Origin of the sequence: Actinopolymorpha sp. B11F2, from assembly GCF_040195635.1 — a bacterium.
Lineage (GTDB): Bacteria > Actinomycetota > Actinomycetes > Propionibacteriales > Actinopolymorphaceae > Thermasporomyces.
This window is the reverse complement of sequence record NZ_JBEFTX010000010.1, coordinates 236,192-256,034: the sequence shown is the minus strand read 5'-3', so window position 1 is coordinate 256,034 and position 19,843 is coordinate 236,192. Positions and strand designations below refer to the sequence as shown.

At 68.1% G+C, this 19,843-nt stretch carries 19 protein-coding genes and 1 pseudogene; 11 read left to right on the top strand and 9 right to left on the bottom strand.

Translation table 11 applies throughout. From position 1 onward, the window contains the following. Positions 1-4: 4 nt before the first annotated feature. The 3 genes from ABN034_RS19700 to ABN034_RS19690 all read right to left on the bottom strand — a co-directional run bounded on the left by ABN034_RS19700 (position 5) and on the right by ABN034_RS19690 (position 2,195). Entirely contained in the window at positions 5-451 is a 447-nt protein-coding gene (locus tag ABN034_RS19700; RefSeq protein WP_349692455.1) for a CBS domain-containing protein, read from the bottom strand. Positions 452-733: 282 nt separating this feature from the next. After that, positions 734-1,570, bottom strand: a complete 837-nt coding sequence (locus ABN034_RS19695; protein WP_349692454.1) for a phytanoyl-CoA dioxygenase family protein — start codon at positions 1,568-1,570, stop codon at positions 734-736. Between the two features lie 169 nt (positions 1,571-1,739). Further along, positions 1,740-2,195 carry a nitroreductase/quinone reductase family protein gene (locus ABN034_RS19690; RefSeq protein ID WP_349692453.1) on the bottom strand — a complete coding sequence of 152 codons (456 nt, stop codon included), beginning with the start codon at positions 2,193-2,195 and terminating at the stop codon, positions 1,740-1,742. Positions 2,196-2,333: 138 nt separating this feature from the next. On the opposite strand from ABN034_RS19690, the gene ABN034_RS19685 reads away from it, so the two are divergent. The 4 genes from ABN034_RS19685 (at position 2,334) to ABN034_RS19670 (ending at position 5,873) form a co-directional block, all read left to right on the top strand. Then, the gene (locus tag ABN034_RS19685) at positions 2,334-3,053 is read left to right on the top strand and encodes a TetR/AcrR family transcriptional regulator (RefSeq protein WP_349692452.1); all 720 of its coding nucleotides are present in this window, start codon (positions 2,334-2,336) and stop codon (positions 3,051-3,053) included. A gap of 277 nt (positions 3,054-3,330) precedes the next feature. Then, the gene (locus ABN034_RS19680; RefSeq protein ID WP_349692451.1) at positions 3,331-4,101 is read left to right on the top strand and encodes a cupin domain-containing protein; all 771 of its coding nucleotides are present in this window, start codon (positions 3,331-3,333) and stop codon (positions 4,099-4,101) included. Between the two features lie 238 nt (positions 4,102-4,339). Beyond that, positions 4,340-5,062, top strand: coding sequence for an iron-dependent transcriptional repressor DtxR (locus ABN034_RS19675; RefSeq protein ID WP_349329610.1), 723 nt, complete (start codon positions 4,340-4,342; stop codon positions 5,060-5,062). 13 nt (positions 5,063-5,075) lie between these two features. Beyond that, positions 5,076-5,873 (top strand): class I SAM-dependent methyltransferase, encoded by a 798-nt coding sequence (locus tag ABN034_RS19670; protein ID WP_349692450.1) that lies wholly within the window; start codon positions 5,076-5,078, stop codon positions 5,871-5,873. Positions 5,874-5,937: 64 nt separating this feature from the next. Here the strand turns inward: ABN034_RS19670 and ABN034_RS19665 are convergent, their stop codons facing one another. Together ABN034_RS19665 and ABN034_RS19660 are read right to left on the bottom strand one after the other, a co-directional pair. After that, the gene (locus ABN034_RS19665; protein ID WP_349692449.1) at positions 5,938-6,456 is read right to left on the bottom strand and encodes a DUF6790 family protein; all 519 of its coding nucleotides are present in this window, start codon (positions 6,454-6,456) and stop codon (positions 5,938-5,940) included. Between the two features lie 77 nt (positions 6,457-6,533). Beyond that, entirely contained in the window at positions 6,534-7,607 is a 1,074-nt protein-coding gene (locus ABN034_RS19660; protein ID WP_349692448.1) for a LacI family DNA-binding transcriptional regulator, read from the bottom strand. Positions 7,608-7,764: 157 nt separating this feature from the next. Here ABN034_RS19660 and ABN034_RS34475 point away from each other — a divergent pair. Continuing rightward, a pseudogene (locus ABN034_RS34475) lies at positions 7,765-8,115 on the top strand (glycoside hydrolase family 78 protein); the annotation flags it as partial. Between the two features lie 9 nt (positions 8,116-8,124). Next, positions 8,125-11,091, top strand: a complete 2,967-nt coding sequence (locus ABN034_RS19655) for a family 78 glycoside hydrolase catalytic domain (protein WP_349692447.1) — start codon at positions 8,125-8,127, stop codon at positions 11,089-11,091. On the opposite strand, the gene ABN034_RS19650 is transcribed toward ABN034_RS19655, so the two are convergent. From ABN034_RS19650 to ABN034_RS19635, 4 genes are all read right to left on the bottom strand, one after another. Further along, entirely contained in the window at positions 11,056-11,763 is a 708-nt protein-coding gene (locus ABN034_RS19650) for a sensor histidine kinase (RefSeq protein WP_349692446.1), read from the bottom strand. The two genes, ABN034_RS19655 and ABN034_RS19650, sit on opposite strands and share 36 nt — an antisense overlap. Positions 11,764-11,804: 41 nt before the next feature. Then, positions 11,805-12,569, bottom strand: coding sequence for a HAMP domain-containing protein (locus tag ABN034_RS19645; protein ID WP_349692445.1), 765 nt, complete (start codon positions 12,567-12,569; stop codon positions 11,805-11,807). A gap of 35 nt (positions 12,570-12,604) precedes the next feature. Then, complete coding sequence (locus ABN034_RS19640) at positions 12,605-13,330, bottom strand: response regulator transcription factor (RefSeq protein ID WP_349692444.1); 726 nt, start codon at positions 13,328-13,330, stop codon at positions 12,605-12,607. A gap of 67 nt (positions 13,331-13,397) precedes the next feature. Continuing rightward, positions 13,398-14,201 (bottom strand): methylenetetrahydrofolate reductase, encoded by an 804-nt coding sequence (locus tag ABN034_RS19635; RefSeq protein WP_349692443.1) that lies wholly within the window; start codon positions 14,199-14,201, stop codon positions 13,398-13,400. Positions 14,202-14,595: 394 nt separating this feature from the next. Between ABN034_RS19635 and ABN034_RS19630 the strand changes: the two genes are divergently transcribed. From ABN034_RS19630 to ABN034_RS19610, 5 genes are all read left to right on the top strand, one after another. Beyond that, entirely contained in the window at positions 14,596-15,732 is a 1,137-nt protein-coding gene (locus ABN034_RS19630; RefSeq protein WP_349692442.1) for a sugar ABC transporter substrate-binding protein, read from the top strand. A 6-nt stretch (positions 15,733-15,738) separates the two neighbouring features. Then, on the top strand, positions 15,739-16,788 hold the full coding sequence (locus tag ABN034_RS19625) for an ABC transporter permease (RefSeq protein WP_349692441.1): 1,050 nt from the start codon (positions 15,739-15,741) through the stop codon (positions 16,786-16,788). After that, entirely contained in the window at positions 16,788-17,567 is a 780-nt protein-coding gene (locus tag ABN034_RS19620) for an ATP-binding cassette domain-containing protein (RefSeq protein WP_349692440.1), read from the top strand. Before ABN034_RS19625 ends, ABN034_RS19620 begins: the two co-directional genes overlap by 1 nt. 271 nt (positions 17,568-17,838) lie before the next feature. Then, positions 17,839-18,525, top strand: a complete 687-nt coding sequence (locus tag ABN034_RS19615) for a ThuA domain-containing protein (protein WP_349692439.1) — start codon at positions 17,839-17,841, stop codon at positions 18,523-18,525. Beyond that, positions 18,510-19,610 (top strand): Gfo/Idh/MocA family protein, encoded by a 1,101-nt coding sequence (locus ABN034_RS19610; RefSeq protein WP_349692438.1) that lies wholly within the window; start codon positions 18,510-18,512, stop codon positions 19,608-19,610. Before ABN034_RS19615 ends, ABN034_RS19610 begins: the two co-directional genes overlap by 16 nt. The last annotated feature ends 233 nt before the right edge of the window (positions 19,611-19,843 follow it).

Below are 19,843 nucleotides of genomic sequence, written 5' to 3'. Positions count from 1 at the left end.
CTCCTCATGAGGCGTGGAGGGCCAGCGACAGCAGCCGGGACGCCGTGACGACGCCGAGCACGTGGTCGTCGTCGACGATCGCCACCAGCGGACAGCGCAGGCGCGCCATCAGGGCGGCCAGCTCGAGCACGGTGTCGTCACCGTGGAGGATCGGGAGCTCGGGCAGTCGCTCCGGCAACATGTCACCGACGGTGAGCGGGCTGAGCTGGTTGACGATGCTGTCCGCGGCCTTCTCGCCGAGGACCCGCGCCAATGACGGGTCGTCCTGGATGTACTTCGGGACGACGAACCGCACCACCTGTGAGGCCGGCAGGACCGCGACCGGGCGGCCGGCGGGGGTGGTGACGAGCAGGCCGGGCAACCTGTGGTGGCCCAGGAGCTGGGCGGCCTCGAGGGCATCGGTGTCGCTGGTGACGGATGGGTACTCCTCAACGAGGTCGCGCGCGAGCATGGTCAGACGCTATCGCGACCCGCGGCTCGGCGGGATCGTCCAGCACGGCCGGGATCGCGGGCGGTCTCTCACCCGCGTGGGGGCCCTCACGCAGGCGGGCACCTTACGCAGGCGGGCACCTTACGCAGGCGGGCAGCTCACGCAGGCGGGCACCTTACGCAGGCGGGCAGCTCACGTAGGCGCGGACCAGGGCCGGTGAATGACCACGCTGAGCAGGTGGGTGAACCCGCGCCAGGCTTGTACGGCTTGCTAGGGTCCCGCCAGCCTGCTCAGCGTGGTCATTCACGGCTCTCGTTTACCGGCCCGCCGGTAGAGAACCGGGTTCAGCTCGGTGTCAGGAATCTCGCCAGGTCGCGCACCCGGGAACCACGCTTCGAGGTCGATCTCCTGGTTCCGGTTGGTCGGTTCGCTGATGATCATGTCGGCGTCGATGTAGATGACCGTCATGACCCGGCGTGGGATCTGCGTGGTGTTCGGGCCCGCGTGGTGGAACGTCCAGCCGGAGTGGAAGCTGGCGTCTCCGAGCGCGAACGCCTCCTCCACGAACGGGAACCCCTGCTCGGCAACGGCCCGGCCGATCGCGGCCTCCGACTCGTCACTGATCGCCAGCTCCCGTCCGTAGGAGAAGTGGTGGCTCCGGGCGGCGAAGGCGAGCGGTCCCATCTCGAGCGGCGTCTCCTGTAGCGGCAGCCAGAGCGTGCAGCAACGGTCGGTGGAGAGCGGCCAGTAGTACTGGTCCGCGTGCCAGGGCGTGAGGCCGCCGCCGGCCTCCTTGTAGAGCGCCTGGTCGTGGTAGAGACGTACGCCGTCGACGCCCAGCAGGTCCGCCGCGATCTGGGCGAACCGCCGCGCAAATACCAGCTCCCGCACCGCCGCACTCTCCCGCCACAGGTTGGTGACCTGCAGGAACGCCTTCTTGTACGTCGACCGCTCCGCGAGCGGCAGGTGCATCGTGTTGAGCTCGATCACCTTCGCGGTGACCTCGGGCTCGTACGCCTCGACCAGTTCCCGGCTCGCCACGCCGGAGAGCTTGACGAACCCCTGCTCGTCGTAGGCCTTGACGTCGGCCGCATCCACTGCGTACGGCGTGTCCAAGGTGAGCTGCGGTGTGCCCGTCATCGTCGGGTCCCTTCGTCGGCGCGTCGCCCACATGGTGGCATCGCCGGCTCACGATGTCGCGCGCCCGGGTAGCGCCGCGGCCCGTCCTGCCCCGCCAACCGGCCCCTTCCCCGTGATCATGATCGTGATCATGAAGATTTGCGGCGTACACGCGACTTTTCCTTCATGGTCATGGAACCGACAGGCGGAAGGCGGGAAAGCCCGGAGCCGCCTCGCCGAGGTCCTCATCGGGTGAGTTCTTGTCGAGGTTGTCGAAGAACATCCCGACCTCCCAGCCGAACCGCTTCAGGTAGGCCCGCAGGATCGGGATCTTCTCGCCGTCCGGTAGCTCCTCGGCGCGGACCGGGGTGACCTGCCGGCCGAGGACAAGCTCACCCGAACCGGCTGCGCGGAGATTGCGTACCCACTGGGTGTGCCCGCGCGGCGCGACGAGGTACTTCACCCCGTCCACCTCGAGCAGATTGACCAGCGTCGTACGCCATTCGCCAGAGGTCCGGCCACGGACGCGGAGAAGCCGTGAGCCAAACAGGCTGACGCCGTGGCCGGTCAGCCAGCGCGCCGCCCGGTGGACGGAATTGCCTCCCGGCTTGGGGGCGAGATAGCGGAAGGTCGGCTGGTCACTCATGGGTGCGGCCCTTCAGTCCAAAGGAAAGTGTGAGCAGTGCTCTCGAATGAGGTCAGTGTTCACGCATGCTGAATGGCTGTCAAGAGCAGTGCTCTCGATTGTGGTCGGCGCTCACAAAGATGTGACAGGATGGCCGGCATGCCGAAGCTTCGAACCGCGAGGGAACGCGCCCGGTCCGAGCTGACCCGCGAAATCAAGGACGAAGCGCGCCGTCAGCTCGCGACACACGGCGCCGAAGCCCTCTCGCTCCGAGCGGTCGCCCGGGAGCTCGGCGTCGTCTCCTCGGCGCTCTACCGTTATTTCCCCAGCCGTGACGACCTGCTGACCGCGCTGATCATCGATGCGTACGACGCCATCGGTCAGCAGGTCGAGGACGCGGACGCGCGGCGGAGGCGAGGCGACTTCCTCGGCCGGTGGCGCGCCTGTTGCCACGCCGTCCGCGACTGGGGGCTTGCCCATCCTCGGGAGTACGCACTGATCTACGGCTCGCCGATCGTCGGCTATCAGGCACCGCGTGACACCGTGGACTCGGCCGCTCGGGTGCCACGCGCCCTGCTCGCGGTCGTCCGCGACTGCGCCGAGGCTGGCGCGCTCGAACCGCCGTCCGGGCTGCCGCGGGCCGCGGCGCGACAGGTCGACCAACTGGTCACGACGGTCGAGGACCTGCGGCTTCGCGGGGTCCCACCGGCAGCGCTTGGCGCCGTCCTGACGGCGTGGACCCAGCTCTACGGGATGGTGAGCTTCGAGCTCTTCGGGCACCTCGAGGGGCTGTTCGACGACAAGCGGGCGCTGTTCGAGCACTCGACGGGGCAGCTGGCCCAGCTCATCGGCCTCCGCCCGCGCTCGCGGCGCGGCTGACGAGCCATCCCGGCAACGGAAGAGTCGCCGGTGTGTGCGCCCCGCGCCCGCCATGCGCCCGACAGTGTGCGCCTTGCGCCCGCCAGCCATGTGCGGCTTGTGCGCGCATGCCCTGTGCGCCTTGCGCGCCCGGCCAGCCGCAGGACTAAGCTGCCGCCATGGGACGAGGATCTCGAGCGAAAGTTCGCTGGAACAAGGACCGCGCCAGGCGCAAGCGTCTCCGCGACAAGCGCAAGGCCGAGGAGAAGGGCGTGGCGCGCAAGGGAGCCGCGTAGGTATGACCATCGAGTCCTCCCCGCACCGCCCCGTGGACACCTCCACGCCCGCTGTCCTCGGTCACTTCCCCGGCGGCACCGCGGTCTCGCGCGTACGCATCTACGACTGGCCCACCCTCGACGGCCTGCGCGGTGGGTCCCCACACATCCACCTCGTGTGCACCGAGGGATACATCGTCGCGGCCGGGGTCGGCCGGTTGCAGACGCTCGGTCCTGACGGATACCTCGAGGTTCCCCTCCAGGTCGGCGACGTCGTGTGGTTCACGCCGGGCGTCATCCACCGCGCCGTCAACGACGGCGGACTCGAGGTCCTGGTCGTGATGCAGAACGCCGGACTGCCCGAGGCCGGCGACGCCGTGCTCACCCTGCCGCCGGAGATCCTCGCTGATCCCGAGCGCTACGCCGCCGCCACGGCGCTCACCGCGCCCGACCGACTCGACGATGCTGACGGGCACGCCGCTCGCCGCCGCCGTGACCTCGCCGTCGAAGGGTTCCTCGCCCTCCGCGAGCGCGTCATCGACGATGGCCCGGACGCGCTCGCCGAGTTTCACGAGGCCGCGCACCAACTGGTCCGCCCCCGGCTCGACGCGTGGGAGCGGCGGTGGAGCGACGGCCCACTCGCCGCCGCCCAGGAGACCGGCCGCCAACTCGCCGGACTCCGGGGAAGCGATGCCTCTCACCTGCGGGCGGGGGGAGTCCACGCGAAGTCGGCACCCGCTGAACGCTGGGGGATGTGCGGCCGGCTGTCGACGTACGATCCACTCGCGCGATAACGTCCAGCTTCGCCCGTTTCGGTCATGACCGGCATCGGTCGCTGCCGCGTATTCTTTTGGCAGGGTCGGCGAGCCGCTCGGGCTGGCCAGAAGGATCCGCCTCCCCGCGGATCCCCCGGACGCCTGGGCCTCGTCGCGACGAGACCAACCGCCGGCGTACGCACACGTGAGACGGGAGCGAGCAGACCGCGAGAGACGGACCGGACGCGCGGGGACCGACGCAGAGGAGACAGCCGCCGTGAGCCACAGCGAGCTCATCGACACCACCGAGATGTATCTCAAGACCATCTTCGAGCTCGAGGAGGAGGGCATCGTCCCCCTTCGTGCCCGGATCGCTGAGCGGCTCCACCAGTCCGGCCCCACCGTCAGCCAGACCGTGGCCCGGATGGAGCGCGACGGTCTGGTCACGGTCGAGGGTGACCGGCACCTCGAGCTCTCGCCGAAGGGCCGGCAGATGGCCACCCGGGTGATGCGCAAGCACCGGCTCGCCGAACGCCTCCTGGTCGACGTGATCGGCCTCGACTGGGAACTTGCCCACATCGAGGCGTGCCGGTGGGAGCACGTCATCTCCGAGGAGGTCGAACGCCGCCTGGTGGAGATCCTGGGCCAGCCGTTGATCTCCCCGTACGGCAACCCGATCCCCGGACTCGACGAGCTCGGCGGCAAGGGGCCGGTCGAGGACTTCCTCGACGGTGTCGAGCGGCTCAACCGCGTGGTCGCGAGCCTGCGCGGGACCGACGAGGAGGCCAAGGTCCTCATCCGTCGGATCGGCGAACCCGTCCAGGTGGTGCCGGAGCCGATGGAGGTCCTGCACCGGGCGCGGGCACTTCCCGGCAATGTCGTGATCGTGGCGCCGACACCGGCGGGCGCTCTGCTCACCGCCGTCGACGCAACAGAAGGCGGCGGTACCGCGGAGATCTCCGACGATCTCGCCAGCCACATCTTCGTCAAGCGAATCTGAGCCGGCATCGCAGGTGACAGCGGACTGGCCGGGTTATCTCGACGAGTTTCACCAACGCTACGCGGGCTACACCGAACAGGTTCTCAAGAGGTGCACTGCGGGTCGACTCACGCCGTACGCCTGGATCATCCGTCCAGTCGCCGGCCGGGGTCGGCAGGTGCTCGACCTGGCGTGCGGGAGCGGGGCAGTGACGGCCGCCATCGACGCCGAGTCCGGGCGCGAGGACGTGGGCACCTCGGGGCCGCAGGTGGTGGGTGTCGACCGGTCGATGGCGGAGTTGGCGCTCGCCCACCAACGGCACGGAGCCCGGGTCGTGTGCGCCGACGCCACCGCCCTTCCGTTCGCCCCCGGAAGTTTCGACGCGGCCGTGTGCTCGATGGGCCTGATGGTGGTGCAGCCGCTCGCGGCGACTCTCACCGAATGTGCACGCGTGCTCCGGCCTGGCGGGATGCTCGCGGCAACCGTGGCGTCGGCGGTCCCGTTGCGGCCCAGCGACCTCGTGATCCTCGGCCCGTTGACGGCGCGGCTGCGGACGCCTCCGCAGTTTCCGGGTGGGGGCGAGCTCGCGGGCCTCACCGACGGGTTGGCCGAGGCCGGATTCGACCTGATGGAGGACGCCCGCGAGCGTTTCGTTTTCCGCGTACACGGTCCTCGCGACGCCGAGTTGCTGTTCCGCGCACTCTACCTTCCGGACGTCCCTGACGAACGCCGGAATGCTGCCTTGCAGTGGCTTGCCGACCGGGGGAGGAATCGGCCGGACGGGGTGGAGGTCGCCATTCCGATCAGGCGGGTCATCGCACTGCGCCGCTGACCGATCGCGCCTCCAGGAGATATCTCGTACGGACGGTTTCTCCCGCGGCCGGGACGACAATGTGTCAGGTGGTCTGGGCGGTGGCATGAGGACGTACGCCCGGACCGGCGGGAAGCGCACGGTAGGCGATGAGCAGGATGACCGCGACGAGCGGTTGGAGAATGTCACTCGGTATCGCGCCGATGTTCGACGGAGCGGTGTTGTCGTGCGCCACCCACTCCATGATGTGGCCGATGGCGTCGCCCCAGTACAGAATCGCGACGGCGACGACCGCCGCGGTCAACCATGAGTCCCGTTTCCAGATGCACATGAGGCCGAGCACACCCACCGTGATGTCGGCCCACCCGACTTCCCACTGGAACATGCTCTGGCGATAACCGATACTCGTCGCGATCTGGTCCGATGTCGGCCCGATATGGCTGATACCTCCGACAATTGCCCAGACCCCGCCGCCGACGACGAACCACAGCAGCCACAGCTCGACCATCCGCCGCCTGGTACGACGTGCGGGGTCGCGGTCGAGAAGGGTGTGGAGCAGGGCGCCGACCACCAGTGTCGCCAGTGTCAATGTGAAGAACCACATGCGCCCAAGGCTATGGTCGAGCTTCAGGCAATTCTTTCGTTCTCCCGCGTGAGTACACAGAATGGCAGAGCCATCATCTATCCCATGGGCACGAGCTGGTGGGGGCCGCTGGATTCGCGCACGATGAGTTCGGGTTGGAAAAGGATCTGCTCATGTTGATGGCCGCGAGAATGCGCTTCGGCGAGCAGGAGTTCAGCGGCGGCGCGACCGAGTTGATAGCGCGGCTGCCGGATCGAGGTCAGCGGGGTGGTGAGAACGGCGGCGAATTCGACGTCGTCATAACCGACCACCGCCATCTCGTCTGGAACTTTCACCCCACCACGGCGCAACCCGCGCATGACTCCAAGAGCGGCCAGGTCGTTGACGCAGACGATGGCCGTGACGGGATCGGCCAGCTGCAGCAGGCGTTCGAGGGCTTCCTCACCACCGTCGGCGTTGAGCGAGTTGACCGTCACCTCGACGAGTGAGCGGGCGACGGGAAGCCTGGCCGCACGCAGTGCCTTGCGTACTCCCTTGCGGCGGTCGGCGCACTGCCGGATCTTCGTCGGGCCGTTGACGAAACCGATCCTGCGGTGCCCCAGCGCGACCAGGTGGGCTGCCGCCAGCTCACCGCCCCGGACATCGTCGACCGCGACCGAGCACATCGTCTCTGCCGGACCCGGACGGTCGAGAAGCACGATGGCGGTGCCGCGCGCGCGAGGTTGGTCGAGCCAGCCGAGGTCTTCCTCAGCGGGGCTCACCAGGACGCCCTGAACGCCTTGCTCTTCGAGCAGGCGGAGGTATCGACGCTCCTTGTCGACGCGTTCGTCGGAGCTGGCGAGGATGAGGATGAAGTCGTCCTCGGCGAGCCGGTCCTCGATTCCCCGCGCGACGTCGGTGAAGAACGGGTTGGAGATGTCGAGCACGATCGCGCCGATCGTCCGACTCGTCCCTGCCCGGAGCTGGCGAGCGGAGCCGTTGCGAACGAAGCCGAGCGTGGTGATGGCAGCCTCGACCTTGGCTCTGGTTTCCGGAGCCACCAGGGAGGGCTTGTTGAGCACGTTGGAGACGGTTCCCACCGAGACGCCCGCCAGTTCGGCGACATCCCTGATGCTCCGCCTGCGACCCGCCGCCCGGGCAAGGCGACCGGCTGTCTGGATGGTTGCCGCCACGGTGCACCTCCGGACAAGGACGAGTGGGCTCGCGAATGAGACGGATGGGAGAGGTGGTCAGTTTCGTGGGAGAGGGCGGTCAGGATATGCCTCTTGACACCTCTCTTGCGCTGACCATAGCGTCACGGCTGACTTTTTGAAAGGTTTCACTTCCGGTATGCGATGGGCGGGTTGCGCCATGGAAGAAACCACTGAGGCTCTTCGACCCTTTGACCTCCGTACCGAACGTGTACCCGCTCCTCTCGGACTCGACGAACCGTCGCCGCTATTGGCCTGGAAGCTGGCCGGTTCCGGTCGAGGGCGTACGCAGACGGCCTACCGGATCAGGGTTGTCGCGGTCGATGACGACGCTCCGGTATGGGATTCGGGCACGGTGAGTTCTGGAGAGAGCCACGACATTTCCTATGGGGGACAACGGTTACGGCCACGTTCCCGATATGCCTGGTCCGTTCAGGTAACCGACGAGTCCGGCAACGTATCGGCATGGAGTGAGCGGGCTGAATTCGAGACAGCCTTTTTGTCTGCGGCCGACTGGTCCGAGAGTGTGCCGGCGGAATGGATCGGGTCGGGCGAGGACATCCGCACTGCCGACAAACCGTCTCTTGATTCCCTCGGACCGCATCGAGACATCGAACGTGTCTGGCTCTCCGGTGCCGGCGACCGTGCGCACTCCCGGGCGTACTTCCGGGCGCCCGTCGACATTCCCCAAGGCGCCCGCGTCACACGGGCGCGGTTGCTCGCCGACGCGGGTTCTGCGACGGTCGTGGCCTACCTCAACGGTGCGGTCATCGCTGTCGACGGCACGTCCGACCAGGCGACGGCCGCGACACGCCCGGGTCGGAACACCCTGGCGTTCGAGGTCGACGCGTCCGATGCCGCGACGGTCGGCGCACTGGACGGCGCACCAGGCGGCGCACCGGGCGATACGCCGCGTGACACTACGGGCGACGGCGTGACGCCGGCGGGACTGGCCGCGACATTCCAGGTCGAGATCGACGACCGAGCCACGGTTGCGGTAGTGAGCGAGGGCACCTGGCGGTCCAGCGGCACAGCCGAGGAAGGCTGGCAGGACGCGGACTTCGACGACTCCTCCTGGATGCTGGCCGAGGAGATCGGTGCCCACGGGACCGCCCCGCACGGCCGCTCACCGCTGACGCACCGCCCGAGTCCCCATCTGCGCAAGGAGTTCTCACTCGCGGCACCCGTCGCCAGGGCGCGGCTCTACGCGACCGCCCTCGGCATCTACGAGGCGCGCATCAACGGCACGAGAGTCGGCGATCATCGGCTGGCGCCTGGCTGGACCGACTACGAACGCAGGGTTCCGTACCAGACCTACGACGTCACCCCGTTGGTGACCGAGGGTGCCAACGTCGTGGCCGCGGTTCTGGCGGACGGATGGTACGCGGGAAACATCGGGTGGTTCGGGCCGTACACCTATGGACGCCAGCGGCTGTTCCGGGCCCGGCTGGAGATCGACCACGCCGACGGGACCCGGACCGTGGTCACGACCGACGACTCGTGGCGGTTGGGTGAGGGCACGATCCGGTACGCCGACCTGCAGAACGGCGAGGTCGTGGACGCGCGGGCGAACCAGCCCGGTTGGGACTCGCCCGGATTCGACGACTCCGCGTGGGCGCAAGCCTGCGTCGACAGTCCGGCGCACGGTCCCCTGGAAGCGCAGATCGCCCCACCGATGCGGATCCAGCGGGAGTTCACGCCGAAGAGCATCGAGGAACGTCGACCCGGCCGCTATGTCATCGACTTCGGCCAGAACGTCGTCGGATGGGTACGCCTGCGGGTGCGCGGCGCGCGGGGTACTCGGCTCCTGCTGCGGCACGCGGAGGTCCTCGACCATAGGGGAGAGCTCTATGTCGAGGCACTGCGCGGAGCGCGGGCGACCGACGAGTACATCCTTCGCGGCGACCCGGACGGTGAGATCTTCGAACCCCGCTTCACGGTTCACGGTTTCCGCTTCGCCGAGATCGTCGGGTGTCCCGGTGAGCTGCAGGCCGCCGATGTCACCGCGCGGGTGGTCTACGCCGACATGGAACAGGCGGGCGACCTGCAGTGCTCCGACCCGCGGCTGAACCAACTGCAACGCAACATCGTGTGGGGCCAGCGGGGCAACTTCCTCACCGTGCCGACGGACTGCCCGCAGCGGGACGAACGCCTGGGCTGGACCGGCGACGCTCAGGTCTTCGCCTCGACGGCGGCGTTCAACTACGACGTACGCACGTTCTTCCGCAAGTGGCTTCGCGACCTGCGAGACGCGCAGCAGCCGGACGGAGGCGTGCCCCACGTCGCGCCCGACATCCTGACCAGGAACAACTTCGGCGAGGGCGGATGGTCCACGACCGGCGCTGCCGGGTGGGGTGACGCGATCGCCATCGTGCCGTGGGAAATCCTTCGAGCCTACGACGATCGCCGCCTCGTCGCCGAGAGCCTCGATGCTGTCAATGCCTGGTTGCGCTACCTCGAGGAGCACAGCACCGACCTCATCCGCCCCGACGAGGGGTTCGCCGACTGGCTCGCGCCGGTGCACACGCCGAGGGACCTGGTGGCGACGGCGTTCTTCGCCTATGCGGCCAAGGTCGCGGCCGGGCTCGCCGCGGCCCTCGACCGGGCCGACGACGCCGCCCGGTACGAGGAGCTGTACGCGAAGGTCCGGACCGCCTTCCGCGACCGTTACGTACGCGGTGGTGGCAAGGTCGCGTCCGGCACCCAGACGTCGTACGTACTGGCGCTGCACTTCGGTCTGCTCGAACCCGCCGAGGAGCCCGCGGCGGCGGCCCGACTGGTCGACGAGATCGCCAGCCGCAACTCGCACCTCGCCACCGGGTTCCTTGGCACGCCGTACCTTCTTCCGGTCCTTGCCCGGTTCGGCTACGAAAACGTCGCCTTCACGTTGCTCACCCAGGACACCTGTCCGTCCTGGCTCTATCCCGTCGTCCACGGTGACGCGACGACCATGTGGGAACGCTGGGACTCCTGGAGCGACTCGCGCGGCTTCCAGGATCCCGGCATGACGTCGTTCAACCACTACGCCTACGGCGCGGTCGGCGAGTGGATGTACCAGACGCTGGGCGCGATCGCGCCAGGCTCTCCGGGCTACGGTCACGTGGTGGTGCGGCCGAGGCCGGGCGGTGGGGTCACGTGGGCACAGGCCAGCCTGGAAACGGTGCATGGCCGGGTTTCGACGTACTGGCGGGTCCTCGACGATGCCTTCGCCGTCGACGTGACGATCCCACCGAACGCCACCGCCGAGGTGTGGTTGCCGACCAGCGACCTCGCGACCGTCACCGAGAGCGGGCGGGCGCTCGTCGATGTGCCGGAGATCGCGTCGGCGGATGTGTCGGATGCGCCCGATATACCGGATGCGCCCGATATACCGGATGCGCCCGATGTACCGGGTCGGCAACGTGACAACGAATCCGTGATCAGGATCGGATCAGGCTCCTACGCCTTCCAGGTTCGCCTCCGCTAGGTGCGGTGCGGCCCGCTGGGGATCGACCGGGAGGACTACCCGGAACCGCGCGCCGTGGCCGGGGGCGGTATGCAGCTCCACCCGGCCGTGGTGTGCCGCGACGATGGCCGCGGTGATGGCGAGGCCGAGGCCAGACCCGTTCTGGCCGCGCGAGCGCGCGGAGTCGCCGCGGTAGAGCCGGTCGAAGACGTACGGCGCCTCGTCCGGCGGGATGCCCGGCCCGTCGTCGTGGACCTCGAAGATCGCGACCGGTACGCCGCCCGGCAGTGCCTCTCCCGCTGTTGCCGCCGGCACCTCCACCCGCGCCGCCGCAGCCGACAAGGACCCGGACGGGCCGGTGCCCACGAACATCCGGATCGGTGTTCCGGCTGGTGTGTGTTGAACGGCGTTCGTCACGAGGTTGGTCACCACCTGCCGGAGCCGGTGCTCGTCACCGACGATCCGCACCTGCTCCACGGCACCGTCAAGGCGGACTTGACGGTCCGGATCACGCACCCGCACATCGTGAACGGCGTCCCTGGCGAGCACGCACAGGTCGAGCCCTGCCAGGTCGAGCGGACGTTCGCGGTCGAGCCGGGCGAGGAGCAGGAGGTCCTCGACGAGGGTGCCCATCCGGATCGCCTCGGCCTCCATTCGTCGCATCAGCTCGGCGACGTCGGTGTGCTCGGGCATACCGCCTCGGCGGTAGAGCTCGGCGAACCCACGGATCGAGGTCAGGGGGTACGCAGCTCGTGGGACGCGTCGGCGACGAACCGGCGTAGCCGGCTCTCCGACTCCTCACGCTGCGCCAGTGCCGCGGAAAGCCGTTCCACCATGGTGTTGAGGGCGTACGCGAGCCGCCCGGTCTCGGTACGCGGATCGACGCCCGTCACCCGGCGGTCCAGGTCGCCGGCGGCGATGGCGGTCGCGGTCTTCTCCATCCGGTTCAGGGAGGACAGGCCGACACGTACCACGGCGGCGGCCGCCACACCGAGCAGGACGAGGACGATCGCGCCGGCCGCGAGCTCGATCCGGATCAGACGTTCGACCGGGACGTCGACCACGGCCAGCGACCGGGCGACGGCGACGGCGCCGCCGGACCGGACAGGAACGGCACGCACCCGCCAGGAACCGTCCGCCGCCAGGTCAGGCACGGTGAACGGTTCGCCAGCACGTCGTTCCACCGCGGACTGGTCGAGAACCGGCAGCGCCGGCCCGCCGGACGCACCCGGCGGCTGCCCGACGCTGGTGAGAGGACGTCCGTCAGGACGCAGGTAGGTCACCTGGTAGTCGGTCGGCAGTACACGCTGGCCGAGTCGAAACGCCGCGATCCGGCGGAGTGGGGGAAGGTCGGCCCGCCACTGCGGCGTCAGCTCGACAAGCTGGTTGTCGACCCGGTTGGTGAGTGACTGGCGTAGGAGCGCGACGCTTGCGCCGCCCACGACGGTGAGCCCCAGCGCCGTGACGACGACGACGGCAACGACGAGGCGGAGGCGCAAACTCCACGGCCGACCCCCGGGCCGCCGCCGGGCGTTCAACGGGTGGTGGCTCCGCGCGGCATGCGCAACGTGTAGCCGACGCCCCTGATCGTGTGGATCAACGGCGGGTCGTGCACATCGATCTTGCGTCGGAGGTAACTGATGTAGGACTCCACGATCCGGCTGTCGCCGCCGAACTGGTAATTCCACACCCGGTCGAGAATCTGTGACTTGCTGACCACCTTCTCGGAGTTGATCAGCAGGTAACGCAGCAGGTTGAACTCGGTCGGAGAAAGCCGCACCAGTTCGCCGCTGCGGCGTACCTCATGAGCGCTTTCGTCGAGTTCGATGTCGGCATAAGTCAGCATGGTGGAGTCCTGCGGGTCAGCCATCTCGGTCGTACGACGCAAGATGGCGCGAAGCCGTAGCACCAGTTCGTCGAGACTGAACGGCTTGGTGACATAGTCGTCACCTCCGGCCGTGAGTCCGGCGATCCGGTCCTCGACAGCGTCGCGGGCGGTCAGGAACAGCACCGGAAGCCGGTCGTTGTCAGCGCGGAGCTTCCGAGCGAGATCGAACCCGTCGTAGTCGGGCAAGGTGACGTCGAGGACGACGATGTGAGGATGCACATCGACGACGCGTTCGAGGGCGGTCGACCCGCGGTCGGCGGTATGGACCTCGAATCCGGAGAACCTCAGGGCAGCCGACAGCAGCTCGAGAATGTTGGGCTCGTCGTCGACCACGAGGACTCTGGGCGAGCCGTCCTGATAGTTACCGGACACGCCGGAAGCCTTGCGCGCGTTCCTGAGAGCGAGCTGTGATTTCGCCAAGGAGCCGGAAAGAATCGCCTCAGCCGCGCGGCGACCCCGCCCAGCCGCGCGCATCGAGAACCTCGGCGACCTGCCGGAAGCGCACACCGCTGACCAGGTGTACGCCGTCGAACCCGCCGGACTCGCGGATCTGGTCGACCTGCTCGCAGGCCATCTCGACGCCCACGCGCTTGTCGCGGCGGAGACGTTCGATCAGAACGTCCGGGATATCGATGTCCGGGATCGCGCCGCGGAGGCGGGTGGCCATGGCATCGCTGGCGAGGACCAGGACACCGGCGTAGACCGGGCCGTCGTAGGACTGTGCCTCCCGCCACCGCAACACCTCCGGCACCGAGAACGACACCTGCGTGAGGACGAAGTCCGCGGCACACTTCCATCTCGGGAGCGGCCGGCCCGGTTGCGCGGCGACGCCGACCTCGAACGGCGGTATGCCGTCGAACGCGGGCTCGTCGCGGATCCGGCGTACCTCCTCGATCATCGCGCGCACGGTGAGGTCGCTCGTGCGGTTACCCGACGTCGGCTTGTCGCCGTAGACGAAGACCATGCGCCGAACGCCGTACGCAGCCGCCGTCAGCAGGTCACGGCGGAAGCCGAGCAGGTTGCGGTCGCGGGAGTTCAGGCAGGCGATCCCCGGCGCGCCGACCCGCTCGATCTCGTGCGCGACCGCGATGCTCGAAACCGTCGCCCGCCCGATGTGGTTGTCCGGTGCGAGGAATGCGTCAGCATGCCGCGACAGGACCGCTATCTGCGTACGCACATGAGCGAGGTCGGGCCGAGTCGGCGGCTCGATCTCACAGACCAGCTGGAAATGCTGTGGCGACATGACCGGCAGCTTAGCCAGGTCAGTGGACCTGTCAGCGAACTTTGTCGGCGGCCGCGTCAGAGGTATCTCGTCATAGCAGGCGAGATACCTCTGACAGGCCACCGGCGGCGAAAGTGTCGGGCATTGACATCGTTCCTGGCGGCGCTCTAACGTCCAGGCAAGGTTCAGCGTCCCAAATGTCCGAAAGCTTTCAGGCCAGCAAGACCGTGACCAGCAAACATCGGTGACCAGCAACACCGGTGACCAGCAACACCGGTGACCAGCAACACCGTCCGGGGGCGGACGAGGGCACGAGCTCTGAGCACGTTCGTGGGCACAGCGGTGACCACGAACCATCGACGGCCTGGCCGCCCATTCGTCGTTGTCGCGAAGGTGCCCGGCGAGGAGCCCGCTCATGAGCACGAAGAAGGTCGACCCCCGCGTCGAAGAAGCGGTCGACACACTTGATCTGCCGTCGGCCACGCGTCGCCGCCTCCTCACTGGCGGCGGACTGGTCAGCGCGTCGCTGTCCGCATCGGCGCTCCTCGCGGCGTGCGGCCCGGACAACGGGAGTCAGGCCGGTGCCGCCGGAGTCGGCGACTTCCCGGCGACTCCGAAGTGGAAGTTCGTCTTCGTCAACCACGTCACGACCAACCCGTTCTTCGTTCCCACGCAGTACGGCGCGGCCGACGCGTGCGCCCTCCTGGGTTGCGACTACCAGTGGACGGGCTCGAAGACGTCCGTGGTCGGCGAGATGGTCAACGCGACCAACGCCGCCATCTCCGCGAAGGCGGACGGGATCGCGGTCTCGGTGGTCGACGTCAACGCCTTCGCCGGGCCGGTCGACAAGGCCCTCGACGCCGGCATTCCGGTGGTGTCCTACAACGCCGACGGATCAGCTGAGGACCCTGGCACCAACCGTCTTGCCTACATCGGTCAGGACCTGTTCACCTCAGGCGTACAGCTCGGTGAGCGGATCGCCGAGCTCGTGTCCGAGGGCGACGTCGTCGGGTTCATCGCGACGCCTGGGCAGCTCAACATCCAGCCTCGCATCGACGGTGCCAAGCAGGCGATCGACCAAGCGGGCAAGGGAATCACGTTCGACCAGGTGGCGAGCGGCGCCGAACTCCCGCAGGAGCTGAGCACGATCGACGCCTACGCGCAGGGTCATCCCGACCTGGCGGGAATGTTCGCCGTCGACGCCGGGTCGACCGAGGCGGTCGGCAAGGTGATGGCTAAGTACAAGCTCAAGGACAAGGGTGTCGCTGCCGGCGGGTTCGACCTCGTCCCTGGCACCCTGAACGCGATCGAGGCCGGTGACCTCGACTTCACCATCGACCAACAGCCTTACCTGCAAGGCTTCCTGCCGGTGCTCTCGCTCTATCTCTACAAGCTCTCCGGTGGACTCGTCGCGCCACCGGAAACCAACACCGGCCTGCTGTTCGTCACCAAGGACAACGTGAAGCCCTACCTCACCACCAAGACGAGGTACGAAGGTTCCGACACCGAACAGCAACTCATCAAGCGATCCGGTCCGATCTCTCATGGGTGAGCAGCGTTGACGCAGACATCGGCAGAACCGTCCGGTACGCCTGAACCGGCCGCCGCCCCCGGCCCGGCTGGGACGGGTCGACAATCGACGCCGCTGCGTTCGGTCGGCGAAGCGTTCCTGCGGTGGCGTGAGGCGAGCATCATCGCGGTCGCCATCGTCCTCGTGGTGTATTTCCAGGCGACGACCGGGATATTCCTCACCGAGGACAACCTCGTCAACGTGTCGCAGTACGTCGCCGCGACGGCGATCATCGCGGTCGGCCAGGTGCTGCTGCTGGTCAGCGGTGAGATCGACCTCTCGGTTGGCCACGTCTACACGCTCGCGCCGTTCCTGATGCACTACGCGGTCGACTTCTACTCCGTACCTGTCATCCCGGCCATCATCCTTGCGCTGTTGCTCTCCGGCTGCGTCGGCCTCGTCAACGGCCTCATCACCGTCAAGCTCCGCGTTCCGTCGTTCGTCACCACGCTGGGCATGCTGTTCATCATCAGTGGGATCACGTTGACGACGTCGCACGCCTATCCGGTGCCGGTTCCGGAGGCGGCAACCGGCGTGCAGCCCTGGCTCGGTGCGGCCGGCTGGTCGGAGATCACCTGGGCGGTGCTCATCGTCGCGTTCTTCCATGTCGTACTCACCCGCACCCGCTGGGGTCTGCACACGGTGGCGGTCGGCGGCAACCTGCTCGGCGCCCGTGAAGCGGGGATCAAGGTGGGGCGGGTCAAGATCGGCAACTTCATGATCTGCAGCACCCTGGGCGGGTTCGCCGGCATCATCGAGGCGTTCCGGATCGACTCGATCGACCCGACCGCCGGCGGGGAGACCATCATGTTCGCCGCGGTCGCGGCCGCCGTCATCGGCGGGACTGCACTGGCGGGCGGATCGGGGACCGTCATCGGCGCCCTGCTGGGTGCGATCGTGCTCGGCGTCCTCCGCGACGGATTCAACCTGATCGGGATCGACGCCTACACCTTCGACCTGATCATCGGAGCGGCGATCCTGATCGCGATGATCTCCAACGTCTATCTCGCCGGACTACGAAGGGCAGGGCGGACCTGATGGCCGAGGAGATCCTGCGCGTCGAGCACGTCTCGAAGCGGTTCGGGGCCATCACCGCACTGCGCGACATCAACCTCAGGCTGGCCAAGGGTGAGGTGCTCGGCATCATCGGCGACAACGGTGCCGGCAAGTCGACACTGATCAAGATTCTCTGTGGTTTCCACCCGCCGGACACAGGTCGCATCCTCCTCGACGGCAACGAGGTCGTCCTCAAGTCGGTGGACCACGCGCGCTCGATCGGAATCGACACCGTCTATCAGGATCTCGCCCTGGTCAACGAGCTCACCGTCTACCACAACATGTTCCTCAACCGCGAGCTCGTCCGCTGGCGGTTGCTCCGCAACCGCGCCATGCGGAAGCAAGCCAAGCAACATCTGGACGACATGGGGGTCGCCATCGCCTCGGTCGACGTGGAGGTCGCCAAACTCTCCGGCGGTCAGCGGCAGGCGATCGCGGTGGCGAGGTCGGTCTATTCCGACGCCCGCATCCTGCTGCTCGACGAACCGCTGGCCGCGATGGGTGCCAAGGAAGGCGCCCTGATCCTCGATCTCGTCCGGGCGCTTCGGAGCCGGGGTGACGTGGCGATCATCATCATCGCCCACAACTACGCGCAGGTCCTCGACGTCTGCGATCGGGTGAACCTCCTCGAGCACGGAACGATCTCCTTCGACAAGCCCGCGTCCGAGACCTCGGTGCAGGAACTCACCGACCTCGTGGTGGCCGAGTACCGGAACTCCAGGACGGCCACCTTCGCGGATGTGAACGACGATCAACCGTGAGCGCGGCCCGAGACCAGCTCCGGCTCGGCCCCGCTCCGGCGCCCCAGGCAGCGCCGGGTGGCCCGGCATGCCGGGGGCCAGCGGCCGACGTTCTCACATGCCGGACGCTGCGGGGGCCGCCGTTGCCGGCGGCACCACCGCGTCCTACGGTCATCGATGACTCTGGCTTCGCACAAGGGCGTGGGTTCGCGCACGAGTCTCAACGTTGGTACGGCATCCCGGGCCGATCGCTCCGGAGCCGAGTTAGCTCACCAGGGAGGACGTGACGTCCGTGACCACTGCCACAGCTCCGGAGGCCGGCGGAAAGCGCCGTGCACTGGTCGTACGGGGAGGCTGGGACGGCCATGTCCCGGTCGAGGCCACCGACCGCTTCATTCCGTACCTTGAACAAAACGACTTTGACGTTGAGATCTCAGACACCCTCGACTCCTATCTCGACGCCGACCTGCTCGAGTCGGCCGATCTCATCCTGCAGATCTGGACGATGGGCGAGATCACGAAGGAGCAGCGCGAAGGGCTCGACAAGGCGATCCGGTCCGGCACCGGCTTTGCCGGGTGGCACGGCGGCATCGCCGACGCGTTCCGCGCGGACCTCGAATACAACTTCATCGTCGGCGGGCAGTTCATCTGCCACCCGCACGGCTTCGTCGACTACGACGTCGAGGTCGTGCCCGAGAAGGCCGACCACCCGATCGTCCAGGGCATCAACCGGTTCTCGGTGCACACGGAGCAGTACTACATCCATGCCGACCCCAGCAACAACGTGCTGGCGACAACGACGTTCCCGGCCCATGACAACTACCCCTGGATCGAGGGCGTCACGATGCCGGCGATCTGGACCCGCACGTGGGGCCAGGGCCGGGTCTTCGTGTGTACGGTCGGTCACAAGCTGGACGACCTCGACACCCCCGAGGTCCGCACGATCATCGAGAGAGGACTGCTATGGGCGAGCCGCTGAAGGTGGGCGTCGTCGGGACCGGAACGATCAGCAGGACGTACTTCGAGCACCTGGGCAAGCTGCCCGGCACCGAGGTCGTGGCCGCGGCCGACCTCGACCTTGCCCGCGCGAAGGCGACCGGGGAGAAGTACGGCGTCCGTGCGATGTCCCCTGACGAGCTGTACGACGACGCCGAGGTCGAGGCGGTCCTCAACCTCACGATCCCCGCCGCGCACGCGTCGGTCACGTTGGCAGCGATCGCTGCCGGAAAGCACGTCTATGGCGAGAAGCCGCTGGCCGTGACCCGGCAGGAGGCCCGGCCGCTGCTCGGGGCCGCCGAGAAGGCGGGCCTGAGGATCGGCTGCGCCCCCGACACCGTGCTGGGCACCGGCACCCAGACGGCGCGGGTGCTGCTCGACCGGGGCGACGTCGGCGTACCGGCCGCCGCGTCGGCCTTCTTCGTGAGCCCTGGACCCGAGCCGTGGCACCCCGACCCGGAGTTCTACTACAAGCCCGGTGGCGGCCCCCTGCTCGACATGGGTCCGTACTACCTCAGTGCCCTGGTGACGCTGCTCGGCCCGGTACGCCGGGTCAACGGTCGGGTCAGCCGGGCCAAGCAGGAGCGCACCGTGGGGAGCGGCCCGAAGGAGGGCACATCCTTCGGGGTCGACGTCGACACGCACGTGACCGGGGTCATCGAGCACGAGTCCGGCGTCCTCACCACCATCGTCACAAGCTTCGACGTCTGGGGTGCCAAGCTGCCGCGGATCGAGATCTACGGAAGCGAGGGGACGTTGTCGGTGCCCGACCCCAACACCTTCGGCGGCGACGTCGAGGTGCGCGCGGCTGGCGGCCGGGACTGGACCGTCGCACCAGTGGCCGGCGGTTACGCGGAGTCCGGACGTGGCTACGGCCTGGCCGACATGGCCCGTGCCATCCAGCAGGGCGGCGCCCATCGCGCGAGTGGTGAGCTGGCGTTCCACGTGCTGGACATCATGGAGGCGCTGCTCGAGTCCGGCGCCCAGGGCGGGACACCGGTCGACGTGGAGAGCACGGTCGCCCGGCCCGCGGCGGTGCCGCTCGACGCAACTCCTGACCTGGCCTGAGCTTGGCGGTGTGACCTGGGCCGCCTCGGTGCGTACGTTCGTGGAATCGATCCCACGGAGGCGCACGGAGGCGGCCCGAAACGTTGGTGAAACGAGGGGGTAGTAGTGGCCCGAGGTGCGGGTTCCCGGCTGCCTGACGCGTCGCCTGTGTGCCCTGCCGACGGCATCTTCCGGCGTTGAGGTGCCCAATTTCTATACGCAGAGTGGTTGAGGATTACTATCCGCTATTGGTT